The following is a 10,627-nucleotide window of genomic DNA, read 5'->3' on the forward strand; positions in this document are numbered from 1 at the left end:
ACCGACCCCCCTCCTGGTGCGAAGCCCACCACGCCCTCGAATGGGACAACGGCGGCCCCACCGACATCGCCAACGGTGTCTTGCTGTGCCGCTTCCACCACATGCTCACCCACAACATGGGCTGGACAATCCGACCACCCGACACCCCCAACGGGAAATGGCTCATGCACCCACCACCCGGCCGACCCGGCAACCACAAACCCCTCGAACTCACCAGCAAGAACCCCCTCCACCGAAAGCCCTGACGCTCGGGCCCCAGGGGAGAGCTCCGCCCCAGGGGTCTCGATACCCGTCCGCCTGCGGCCGGCGCTACTCGACCGCGGAGACGAAGAGCCCACGTCGATGCGCAGGTCCATGGCTCGACGCTAAACGCACCTCCGACGTCGCGCCCGGGTGCCGGCGATTCAGTGGGCTGCGGGCTCGGCCTGCATGGCGTCGATGTACTCCTTGATGGTGGGCATCGCGGTGAGCTTGTCGCGGAAGAAGGTGTTCACGAGGTTCACCACCCGGGCCTGAGCCCCCTCGACCTCGGCGGTGCGTTGCTCACCTGTCGTCTGCGACTCGAGGGTGCGGCTGAGCTGCTGCAGCGCCTCGACGATCTCGGCCTCCTCGGGGCCATCGAGCGCCTTCACCACCTCCAGCACGAGGGCGTCGGCTTGCGCGCGCACGTCGTCGATCGGGATGCCGGAGCCGGGCTGGGTGGCATTGTCGAGCGTCACGATGAGCGACCACACCTGGTAGAGGATCGTCGTCGGCTCGTCGAAGAGTTCGCGCACGAAAGCCGCATCCAAGTGGCGACCCGAGAGCCGGAACACGTTGTACATGCGCTTCGCGGCCTTTCCGTAGTTGAGGCTCTTCGTGAGGTACTTGCGCACCTCGCCCTCGAGCTGCTCGACGTACTCGTCGAGCGCGTCGTCGGAGACGTATTGCACGACCTTCGCGAAGGTCGGCACCGACTCGGCGTCGAGGTACACCTCTTGAAAATAGGTGTCGAGGTAGCCGTCGAGCGGCACGATGTCGCCGTTCGGCGCCTCCCAGGTGACGTCGATCACATTGCTCGCGTTCGACAGCCGGCGACGTTCGGGATCGGTGACCACCCAGTCGGCCTTGACCCACCCCGGGTCGCGAGCGGCATCCTCCCAGCGCACCTCACCGTCGACCGTCTGGATGACGCCGGCCTCGATGTCGGCCAGCGTCCACGAGATCGGGGCGCCCGCCTTCGTGCTGCCGAGCTTCGCTTCGAGGAACTGGTAGGTCGTGCCGCGGGTGAAGGCGAGCACCTTCTCTTTCAGCGAGCGGGCGAGGATGTCGCACGCGTCCTCGCGCGTCGCCGCCTTGATGTTGAAGCGCTGGAAGAAGTCGGCATCCCCGGGGAAGCTCTGGATCTTCGACTGCGCGGCCGAGCCCGACAGAGCGAGCGCCCCCTCGGTGACCGCGGGGTCGCCGGTGAGTTCGACGATCTTGCCGATCGCCCGGAACCGGGCGAGGTCGCGGGGGGTGAAGTCGAGCATCGCGACGCGGTGGCCGAAGGTGCCGCTCGCTTCGTCGATCTCGAGGTCGCCCTCGGTCTCGGCGGCGATCGCGGTGAGCCACTGCACCGTTTCCGCCTCGTCGAGCTCGACGCCGAGGCGTTTCGCCGACTCGATGATGCTCTGCACCTCTTCGTCGGCCGAACTTGAATCGGTGGGTGATGTGCTCACGATGCCTCCTCGGCCTGCCTGCTGGCGGCGCGCAGGGCTGCGGCATCCGCTGAGATCGCCCGGAACAGCTCCGCCTGATCGCGCGCGTCACCGAGGGCGTTGTGGGACAACGGTCGCCCCGCAAGGTACTTCGGTGACAGGTGCTTCATGCTCGTCTGCTCCCAGGTGGAGCCCATCATGCCGACGTAGTAGGACTTGATGTCAATACCCCCGTGTCCGAACGGGTTCTCGATTCCGTAGCGCACGAAGTATTCGTTGACGAACATCCAATCGAAGACGGCGTTGAATCCGACGAACACCGCCCGGTGGGTCTGCGGCGGAACGACATCGCGGATCCACTGGGCGAACTCCTCGATCGCCTGCTGCGGGTCGGTGCCGTTGGCCTTCAGCTCGGCCATGTCGAGGCCGCTCACCTTCAGGGCCGAGGGGACCACGGCATCCCGATCGGGTTTCAGCTCGACATAAAAGCCGCGATCAGGCTCGTCGACGAGGCACGCGCCGATCGAGATCATCGCGTAGTCGCCGGGGGTGGGGCCGGCGGTCTCGACGTCGACGCTGATCAGGCGCTCGGGGCGCACTCGTGGTGCCTTCGGGGGCGGGGTCATCGCTCTGCCCGTCAGCTCTGGCCGAGGTGCGCCGTGACCTCGATCTCGATCTTCATCTCGGGGTTCGACAAGCCCGCCTGGAACGCCGTCGCGGCGGGGCGCACCTCGCCGAACACCTCTTGCAAGGCGGGCCAGGTCTTCTCGAAGTCGCCGAGGTCGGGCATCAGGTAGTGCACGCGCACGACGTCTGTGAAGGAAGCGCCCGCGTCGGCGAGCGCTGCGCCGATGTTGCGCAGCGTCTGGCGGGTCTGCTCCTCGACGTCGTCGGAGATGGTCATCGTGGAGTAGTCGTATCCGGTGGTGCCCGAGACGAACACCCACTCCCCGGAGACCACGGCACGCGAGTACCCGATCTGCGACTCGAAGGTGGATCCGGATGAGATGAGCCTGCGCATCCCGTCAGGCTACCCGCGCAACCCCCTTCCCTCCGGCGCGAAGGTGCGCGACGGTGGCGTCATGGCTGATCACAAGGAACCGACCGACCACCTTCCCCCCGCCGAGGAGCGCGAAGAGGGCGATGAGCGCACCACGGCTGGCTCGCCCTACCCCGGAGGGGGTGCCCCCGACGATGCCGGCGGTGTGAGCGAAGACACCGCCGCCGAGCCGGACGAACCCCGGGTGCACGGAATGGAAAAGCCGCCGCGCTCGCAGTTCTGACGGCGAGTCAGCGCGTCGCGACGACCTCTTCCGGCAGCGGCACGGTCTCAAGCGGAGCACCCGCTGGCTTCTCGGAGCGCACGCACGCGATGCCCGCGAGGATGAGCACTCCGCCGAGCAACTGCCACGGCCCGAGCGCTTCGCCGAGCAACACCCAGGCGAACAGCGACGCGAACACGACCTCGAGCATGCCGACGAACGACATCAGGCGTGAGCCGAGCACCTGGGATGCCGTGATGCTGAACGAGTACCCGATCGCGGTGGTCGCAGCGAGAATCGCCAGCGGCATCCACCACGGCACAACGCCGCCGAGGGCGTTCACGTCGGTGAGCACGATGTCGAAGGGCACGAGTCCGGCGACCCCGACGATGCCGAGCGACAGCGACCCGAGCACGAGGCCGAACGCGGCGAACGCGACCGGCGGCAGCCCGTGGGCCGGGCGGGCGGCGATCACGTAGTAGAGGGCGCAGCCGACCGCGGCGACGCCGGCCAACGCGTAGCCGAGAGCGTCTCCCCCGCCGACCGGCCCGAGGATGAGCACGAGCCCCGCGATCGCGACGGCCGAGCCCACGAGTACGACCGCCCGCGGCATCCGTCTCGTCATGATCGCGACGCCCGCGACGAGCAGCAGGGGCGCCATGTACTCGATCAACAGCCCCGACGACACCGGGATGCGCTGGATCGCCGCGAAGTACACCAGTTGGGTGCCGGCGACGCCGATGAGCGCCATGCCGAGGATGCGCCAGCGGGCCCGCCAGACGACGGGCCACTTTCCGCGGAGGGCTGCGAAGGCGAACGGCAGCAGCAGGATGCCGGCGAGCCCGGCCCGCACGGTGACCGCTGCGGCGGGGCTCCAGCCCGCCTCCATGAGCGGCTTCGCGAGCGCCCCCGAGGTGCCGAAGGCCACGGAGGCGAGCACGCCGATCACGAGTCCGGTCGACACGCGGGTGGAGTTCATGCGCTGGTTCTCTCAGGGCTGGATGTCAGGAGCAAGTGTGGTTACGCTCGTGACGGTACTCCCCACCCAGGTAAGGGTTCAACTTGCATTTCACTCCTGACACCGAGGACACGCTGGCGTTTCTCGTCGACCTCGGGAATACCCATCCCACGGCATCCCGCAGCGGCGCCGACGAACTCACGACGCCGAGCGAACTCACCGCCCTGCTCGACACGCACGGCTACACCGGGCGCTTCGATCGCGACCAAGCTGAGCTGGCATCCGTCGTGCGCGTGCGTGACGAGCTGCGCACCCTGTGGTCGCTGCCGCGCGACGACCAGGTCGGCGAGATCAACCGCTGGCTGCGCGAGGTGAACGCCCTGCCGTTCCTGGTGCGGCACGACCGCTTCGACTGGCACCTGCACGCGACCGGCCCCGACGCCCCGCTCGCCGACCGGATGCGCGCGGAGGGGGCGCTGGCGCTCGCGGAGGTGACCCGTTCGAACGAGAACTCGCGCCTTCGGGTGTGTGCGGCCGAGGACTGCACCGGGTTGCTCGTTGACCAGTCCCGCAACGGCTCGAAGCGCTTCTGCTCGGTGCGCTGCGGCAACCGCGTGAACCAGCAAGGCTTCCGCGAACGCATGGCGGAGGCGTAGGGCGTCGCGCGTTGCCCCTCCCGGTCTATCCGCGACTTTTCGCGCGGATCGACGGTTCGCGCGCGCAAATTTGTGCGGATGAAGGATTCGCGTGAACGAATTGGCGCTCGGGAAGGGTGAGGGAAGCGTCAGTCGGCGGGCGGGGTCGCGCTCGCGGCGGCGGATGCGGCGGTCGGCAGGGCGGCGAGGATGCGGTCGAGTGCGGGGGCGTCGTGGGCGGCAGTGAGGAACCACGCTTCGAAAACGCTCGGCGGGAGGGAGACGCCGGCTTCGCGCATGGCGTGGAAGAACGGCGGGTAGCGCCACGCCTCCTGGTCGCGCGCGTCGGCGTAGTCATGCACGGCATCCGAGCGGAAGGCGACCGAGAACAGCGAGCCGGCACGCGGGATGACGTGGGCAACTCCCGCGGCGTCGAGCGCTTCGTGCAGGGCCGTCGCGACGACCTCCGCCGCGGCGTCGACCCGCGCGTACACGTCGGGGGTCGCGAGTCGCAGCGTCGCCAGGCCCGCGGCGACGGCGAGCGGGTTGCCGCTCAGCGTTCCTGCTTGGTACACCGGGCCGACGGGGGCGAGCAGATCCATGATCGCCGCCGGCCCCCCGAGAGCGGCCAACGGCATCCCTCCCCCGATGACCTTGCCGAAGGTCACCAGGTCGGGCAGCCACGCCGTCGAACCCGTGACGCCCGAGGCTTCGAGGCCCCACCACCCCGCCGCGCTGACCCGGAACCCGGTGAGCACCTCGTCGAGGATGAGCAGCGCACCGTGTTCCTTCGCGACGAGGGCGAGGGCACCGTTGAACCCGGGGAGCGGGGCGAGCACTCCCGCGTTGGCGCCGGCGGCTTCGGTGATGACGGCGGCGATGCGGTCGGGATGCGCGGCGAACGCGTCCCGCACGGCGTCGAGGTCGTTGTACGGCAGCACGAGCGTCTGGGCCGCGACGGCGGCGGGAACCCCCGCGGATCCGGGCAGCGCGAACGTCGCGAGTCCCGAGCCCGCTTCGGCGAGCAGTCCGTCGGAGTGCCCGTTGTAGTGCCCGGCGAACTTGATGATCAGGTCGCGCCCGGTCGCGGCACGCGCCAGCCGGATCGCGGTCATCGTCGCCTCGGTGCCGGTCGACACGAGCCGCAGGCGCTCGACGAGCTGCACCCCGCGCACGGTGAGGCGCTCGATGACGGTCTCGGCGAGTTCGGTCTCCCCCGGCGTCGATGCTCCGAACGAGAGCCCCCGCGCGGCGGCCTCCTGCACGGCGACGACGACGTCGGGATGCGCGTGCCCGAGCAGCGCCGGACCCCACGACGCGACGAGGTCGACGTACTCGCGGCCCGTCACGTCGGTGATCGTCGCACCCGAAGCGGACGCGATGGAGAGCGGCGCGCCCCCGACCGAGCCGAAAGCCCGCACTGGAGAGTTCACCCCGCCCGGGATGACGGCGCGTGCCCGGGTGGCCGCCGCTTCGTTGGTGGTGCTCATACCTGCGCCCACCGCTCGGCCGCTTCGAGCGCCCAGTAGGTGAGCACGGCATCCGCACCGGCCCGCCGGATGCCGACGAGGCTCTCGTCGATCGCGCGTTCGCGTTCGATCCAGCCGTGCGCGACGGCGGCCTCGATCATCGCGTACTCGCCCGACACCTGGTACGCCCACACCGGCACCGGCGATGCGGCGGCCGTGTCGGCGAGCACGTCGAGGTACGACATGGCGGGCTTCACCATGACGATGTCGGCACCCTCCGCGAGATCCAACTCCACCTCGCGGGCGCCCTCGCGGCGGTTCGCGGGATCCATCTGGTAGCTGCGACGGTTGCCCTGCAACTGCGACTCGACGGCGTCACGGAAGGGGCCGTAGAACGCGGAGGCGTACTTCGCGGCGTAGGCGAGGATCGCGACATCGTGCCGCCCGGCGGCATCCAGCACCGCGCGCACGGCGGCGACCTGGCCGTCCATCATGCCGGAGAGGCCGAGCAGGTGGGAGCCGGCGTCTGCCTGCGCGAGAGCCATCTCGCGGTAGCGCACGAGGGTGCGGTCGTTGTCGACCCGGCCGTCGGCATCCAGCACCCCGCAGTGCCCGTGGTCGGTGAACTCGTCGAGGCACAGGTCGGTCTGCACCACGAGGGCGTCGCCCGCTTCGGCGACGGCGACCCGGGTCGCGGCATTGAGGATGCCGTGGGGGTCGGTCGCGCCGGTGCCGATGGCATCGCGGTGCTCGGGCACGCCGAAGAGCATGACGCCCCCGATTCCGGCCGCCGCCGCCCGGGCGATCTCGGCGCGCAGCGAGTCGAGCGAGTGCTGCACGACGCCCGGCATCGACGCGATCGGCACCGGCTCGGTCACCCCTTCGCGCACGAACAGCGGCAGGATCAGCTCGGCCGGATGCACGCGCGTCTCGGCGACGAGCCGCCGCCAGGCGGGGGTCGCCCGCAGTCGGCGGGGGCGGATGACGGGGCCGTGGTGGGTCATGCCGAACCCTTGAGCGGGGCGAGGTCGGCGGCGCCGGCATCCAGCAGTTCGGTGGCGACGCGGGTCGACAATTCGCCGGCCGGGTCTTTCGAGTCGGCCGCGTACAGCGCGTGCGACGCGGTGAGCTGGGCCGACCCGTCGAGCGCGTAGACCCGCGCGGTGAGGAACATCATCCCGTCCTCCAGGAACGCTGTCGCGGCGATGGGCGCCGAGCAGCCGGCTTCGAGGCGCGCGAGTACCCCGCGCTCGGCCTCTGCGGCGACGTGTGACGGCCGGTGGTCGAGCTTCGCGGCGATGCTCGTCTCGCCGGCGCGGGTCTCGACCGCGAGTGCTCCCTGCGCGGGGGCGGTCGGCCACCACGCGAGTTCGAGGTGCTGGCTGATGGCGTCGGTGCGACCGAGGCGGTCGAGCCCCGCGACGGCGAGCACGACGGCGTCGAGCGCGCGTTCCGGGTCGGCGGAGCCCACGCGCGACAGCCGGGAGTCGACGTTGCCGCGGATGTCGACGACCTCGAGGTCGGGGCGACGCGCGGCGAGCTGAGCCCGGCGGCGGGGCGACCCGGTGCCGACTCTCGCGCCCTCGGGGAGGGTGTCGAGGGTGAGTCCGTCGCGGGCGCAGAGGGCGTCGCGGGCGTCGACACGCGGCGGGACGGCGGCGATCGCCAGCCCCTCGGCCGGGGCGGTCGGGAGGTCTTTGAACGAGTGCACGATGACATCCACCTCGTTGTTCAACAGCGCGGTGCGCAGCGCCGTCACGAACACGCCCGTGCCGCCCATGAGCGCGAGCGACTCGGTCGAGCGGTCGCCCTCGGATTCGATGACGACGACCTCGGCGCCGAGCTGGTCGGCGATCGCGCGGGACTGCGCGAGCGCGAGGGCGCTTCCGCGGGTGCCGAGCCTCAGTTCCCGGGGAGCGGTCATGGTGCCACCCCCGCAGCGGCGGGCTTGAACCCGGCGCGGATGTTCTCGCAACAGCCCGGGCGGCAGACGTCGAACCACGGCCCGAGGTCAGTGAGCGCGGGACGCTCGGCGACCGGGATGCCGTCGCGGCGTTCGAGCACAAGGTCAACGAGACCTTCGACGAACCGCTGGTGCGACCCGGGTGTCGGCGTGCGCACGGCGGCCAGACCGGCCTCGCGGGCCGACTCGAGAGCCTCGGTGTCGAGATCCCAGAGCACCTCCATGTGGTCGGAGAGGAACCCGACCGGCACGATCGCGACCGCTCGCACTCCCTCGGCGGGCAGCTCGGCGATGCGGTCATTGACGTCGGGCTCGAGCCAGGCTTGAGTCGGCGGACCCGAGCGCGACTGGTACACGAGATCCCAGCCAAGGCGGTCCACCCCGAGGATGCGAGCAGCCTCGGTCGCGACGATCTCGCTCACCGCGAGGTGCTGGGCGGCGTAGGCGCCACCCTCGCCAAACGAGCGGTCGCGCGGGCCGGAGCGCTCGGCATCCGTCGTGGGAATCGAGTGCGTCGCGAACAGCAGCCGGATCGCGCTCGCGTCGCCGTCGACCTGCGGCAACAACTCGCGCACCCCCGCGACGACGCCCTCGACGAAGGGCTCGACGAATCCGGGGTGGTCGAAGTATTGCCGCACCTTGTCGACCGTCACGTCACCGGAGAGCCCGGTCTTCTCGAGGGCGATCGCGATGTCTTCGCGGTACTGCCGGCACGACGAGAACGAGGAGTACGCACTCGTCGCGATCGTCAGCAGCGTGCGGTGACCGTCGTCGTAGGCGGCCTGCAGGGCATCGGCGAGGTAGGGATCCCAGTTGCGGTTGCCCCAGTAGACGGGCAGGTCGATGGAGCGAGCGGCGAGCGCGGCATCCAGAGCTGCCTTCAGTTCGCGGTTCTGGTCGTTGATCGGGCTCACGCCGCCGAAGTGGCGGTAGTGGTGCGCGACCTCTTCGAGGCGCTCGTCGGGGATGCCCCGACCGCGGGTGACGTTGCGCAGGAACGGGATGACGTCATCTTGCCCCTCGGGACCGCCGAAGCCGGCGAGCAGGATCGCGTCGTAGGCGACGGGGGCGGTGACGTGTTCCGGGCCGTCGGCGGCGGCAGGGGAGGCGCCGAGCACCCCGGTCGCGGTTGCGTGCTCGCTCACGCCAGCACCCCGGCCACCTCGGACGGGTCGAGCAACCGCCCGGTGAAGAACGGGACCTCTTCGCGTACGTGCCGGCGCGCCCCTGTCGAGCGGAGGGCACGCATCAGGTCGACGAGCTCGACCGGGTCGTCGGCTTCGAGGGCGAGAATCCACTCGTAGTCGCCGAGCGCGAACGACGCGACGGTGTTGGTCTGCACGCTCTTGAACGCGGCACCGGCCCGGCCGTGCTCGCCGAGCAGTCCCCGGCGCTCGTCGTCGGGCAGCAGGTACCACTCGTAGGAGCGCACGAACGGGTAGACGCACAGCCACGTCTTCGGCGAGAGTCCCCGGGCGAAGGCGGGCAGGTGGTCGCGGGTGAACTCGGCGTCGCGGTGCACGCCGAGGGCGTTCCAGGTGGGGTCGAGCACCTCGAGTTCGGCGGTGCGGCGCAGCACGCGCAACGCCTGTTGCAGCACCTCGGCGGAGTCGCCGGTGAGCCAGAGCATCAGGTCGGCATCCGCCCGCAACCCCGAGACGTCGTAAATTCCGCGCAAGGTCGCGCCGGTGGGCAGCGCGGCGATCGTCGCGGCGAGGTCGGCACCGCCGGTCGGCGTCGCGCGCGTGCGGCGCAGCACCGCCCAGAGAGTGAAGTGGGTGGGCTGGTCGGCTCCCGGGTCGGAAACGGGGACGGGGTCGGTCACTCCCCCATCCTCTCCCCGGTCGACGTGGGGCGCGAATCGGTGAGGATCGCTGCCGCCGTCGCCTCGGCATGGGCGACGACCGCGGCGAGGCCCGACCCGGCGACGGGTTCGCCGGTGCGAGGGATGTCGTGGTCGCCCGACTCTGGGGCCGGGCGGTGCCAGGTGCGTACGGTGCTGTCGATCGGGTCGGGCAGGGTGGCGCCGAAGATCGTGGATGCGTCGCGCAGCGCCCGCGCGACCGGATCGTCGGGTGCTCCGTCGTACGACAGCCGCACTGCGTGGGCGCCGTCGAAGGCCTCCGCGACCCAGCCCCACTTCGCGGTGAGGTGGGTGAGGGCGCGGGCTTCCACATCCCCGCCGGCCGCGACGAGCACCCCGGTACCGCGGGGGGCGCCGTCGAGCAGCGGGCTGCGGATGACGAGCGTGACCACGGTGATGGGGGGGCCGAGCGGGGTTCCGGGGGCAGCGGCGGCCAGCACGGCACCGGGCGGCACCTCGTCGACGTGCACACCCGTCTGGATGTCGACGCCGGCGTCGCGGCAGGCGGCGGCGAGCGCGTCCACGAGCCGGAACATCCCACCGCGGATGCCTGCGACGAGCGATCCCGCCGGTGCGTTCGCGCGCAGCCCCCGCACGGCGGCGGCGAGCGAGCCGAGGTCGCGCATCCGGTCGATCAGGGTAGGCGCCGCGACCGCGAGGGCGAGGTCGCCGGGGTCGCGAGAGTAGACGCCGCGGGTGACCGGGGCGACAAGGCCGTCGAGCACCGCGCGGCCCATGCGCGCCGCGACGAGTTCGCCGACGGTCGTCGCGCGGGACCCGAACGCGAGCGGCAGCAC

13 protein-coding genes are annotated in these 10,627 nt (G+C 70.9%); 3 read left to right on the forward strand and 10 right to left on the reverse strand.

Annotated elements, in window-relative coordinates:
- The coding region (locus WBL06_RS00270; protein WP_424453937.1) for an HNH endonuclease signature motif containing protein at positions 1 to 245 on the forward strand (245 nt) is incomplete at its 5' end.
- Between the two features lie 159 nt (positions 246 to 404).
- On the opposite strand, the gene WBL06_RS00275 is transcribed toward WBL06_RS00270, so the two are convergent.
- Genes WBL06_RS00275 through WBL06_RS00285 form a run of 3 tightly spaced genes read right to left on the reverse strand, consistent with a single transcriptional unit; the run spans position 405 to position 2,700 of the window.
- On the reverse strand, positions 405 to 1,700 hold the full coding sequence (locus WBL06_RS00275) for a hypothetical protein (RefSeq protein ID WP_424453970.1): 1,296 nt from the start codon (positions 1,698 to 1,700) through the stop codon (positions 405 to 407).
- Positions 1,697 to 2,305, reverse strand: coding sequence for an exonuclease domain-containing protein (locus tag WBL06_RS00280; RefSeq protein WP_424453971.1), 609 nt, complete (start codon positions 2,303 to 2,305; stop codon positions 1,697 to 1,699). The genes WBL06_RS00275 and WBL06_RS00280 overlap by 4 nt, the downstream gene beginning before the upstream one ends.
- 11 nt (positions 2,306 to 2,316) lie before the next feature.
- Positions 2,317 to 2,700, reverse strand: coding sequence for a RidA family protein (locus WBL06_RS00285; protein ID WP_424453972.1), 384 nt, complete (start codon positions 2,698 to 2,700; stop codon positions 2,317 to 2,319).
- Here WBL06_RS00285 and WBL06_RS00290 point away from each other — a divergent pair.
- Positions 2,687 to 2,962 carry a hypothetical protein gene (locus WBL06_RS00290; RefSeq protein WP_424453973.1) on the forward strand — a complete coding sequence of 92 codons (276 nt, stop codon included), beginning with the start codon at positions 2,687 to 2,689 and terminating at the stop codon, positions 2,960 to 2,962. The two genes, WBL06_RS00285 and WBL06_RS00290, sit on opposite strands and share 14 nt — an antisense overlap.
- Before the next feature lie 7 nt (positions 2,963 to 2,969).
- On the opposite strand, the gene WBL06_RS00295 is transcribed toward WBL06_RS00290, so the two are convergent.
- Complete coding sequence (locus WBL06_RS00295; RefSeq protein WP_424453974.1) at positions 2,970 to 3,920, reverse strand: EamA family transporter; 951 nt, start codon at positions 3,918 to 3,920, stop codon at positions 2,970 to 2,972.
- Positions 3,921 to 4,003: 83 nt separating this feature from the next.
- Here WBL06_RS00295 and WBL06_RS00300 point away from each other — a divergent pair, with 83 nt between their 5' ends.
- Entirely contained in the window at positions 4,004 to 4,555 is a 552-nt protein-coding gene (locus WBL06_RS00300) for a CGNR zinc finger domain-containing protein (RefSeq protein WP_424453975.1), read from the forward strand.
- Positions 4,556 to 4,683: 128 nt separating this feature from the next.
- Here the strand turns inward: WBL06_RS00300 and hemL are convergent, their stop codons facing one another.
- The 6 genes from hemL to WBL06_RS00330 form a co-directional block, all read right to left on the reverse strand.
- Positions 4,684 to 6,024, reverse strand: coding sequence for a glutamate-1-semialdehyde 2,1-aminomutase (gene hemL / locus WBL06_RS00305; protein WP_424453976.1), 1,341 nt, complete (start codon positions 6,022 to 6,024; stop codon positions 4,684 to 4,686).
- On the reverse strand, positions 6,021 to 7,007 hold the full coding sequence (gene hemB / locus WBL06_RS00310) for a porphobilinogen synthase (RefSeq protein ID WP_424453977.1): 987 nt from the start codon (positions 7,005 to 7,007) through the stop codon (positions 6,021 to 6,023). The genes hemL and hemB overlap by 4 nt, the downstream gene beginning before the upstream one ends.
- Positions 7,004 to 7,927, reverse strand: coding sequence for a hydroxymethylbilane synthase (gene hemC, locus WBL06_RS00315; RefSeq protein ID WP_424453978.1), 924 nt, complete (start codon positions 7,925 to 7,927; stop codon positions 7,004 to 7,006). The genes hemB and hemC overlap by 4 nt, the downstream gene beginning before the upstream one ends.
- Positions 7,924 to 9,111 (reverse strand): ferrochelatase, encoded by a 1,188-nt coding sequence (locus tag WBL06_RS00320; RefSeq protein ID WP_424453979.1) that lies wholly within the window; start codon positions 9,109 to 9,111, stop codon positions 7,924 to 7,926. Before WBL06_RS00320 ends, hemC begins: the two co-directional genes overlap by 4 nt.
- On the reverse strand, positions 9,108 to 9,791 hold the full coding sequence (gene hemQ, locus WBL06_RS00325; RefSeq protein WP_424453980.1) for a hydrogen peroxide-dependent heme synthase: 684 nt from the start codon (positions 9,789 to 9,791) through the stop codon (positions 9,108 to 9,110). Before hemQ ends, WBL06_RS00320 begins: the two co-directional genes overlap by 4 nt.
- A partial coding sequence (locus WBL06_RS00330) for a protoporphyrinogen/coproporphyrinogen oxidase (protein ID WP_424453981.1) occupies positions 9,788 to 10,627 on the reverse strand: 840 nt, incomplete at its 5' end. The genes WBL06_RS00330 and hemQ, both read right to left, overlap by 4 nt.

Source organism: Pseudolysinimonas sp., from assembly GCF_049651805.1.
Classification (GTDB): domain Bacteria; phylum Actinomycetota; class Actinomycetes; order Actinomycetales; family Microbacteriaceae; genus Pseudolysinimonas_A.